The 319-nt window shown below is 57.1% G+C and carries 1 protein-coding gene; it reads left to right on the top strand.

Annotated features, from left to right (window positions below; genetic code table 11):
• On the top strand, window positions 1-319 hold a 319-nt coding region (locus WG891_RS27180; protein WP_337265110.1), incomplete at both ends, for a type VI secretion system contractile sheath domain-containing protein.

Here is a 319-nt window from a genome sequence, read left to right on the forward strand (position 1 = left end):
CCTGTACCGCCATACCTATATTGCGGAATACGACACCCCCGGCGGTGAGCCGATTGGGGCGGTGATTTCCAACTACGAGTTCGATGCCAGCCCGCAAGACGTGGCATTGCTACGCAACCTCTCCAAAGTGGCCGCTGCCGCCCATATGCCGTTTATCGGCGCCGTTGGCCCGGCGTTCTTCCTCAAGAATTCCATGGAAGAAGTAGCGGCCATCAAAGATATTGGTAACTACTTCGATCGCGCCGAATACATCAAGTGGAAATCCTTCCGTGACACCGACGATGCGCGCTATATCGGCCTGACGATGCCGCGCGTGCTG

It is taken from the genome of Serratia sp. MMO-28, assembly GCF_037199905.1.
Classification (GTDB): domain Bacteria; phylum Pseudomonadota; class Gammaproteobacteria; order Enterobacterales; family Enterobacteriaceae; genus Chania; species Chania oryzae.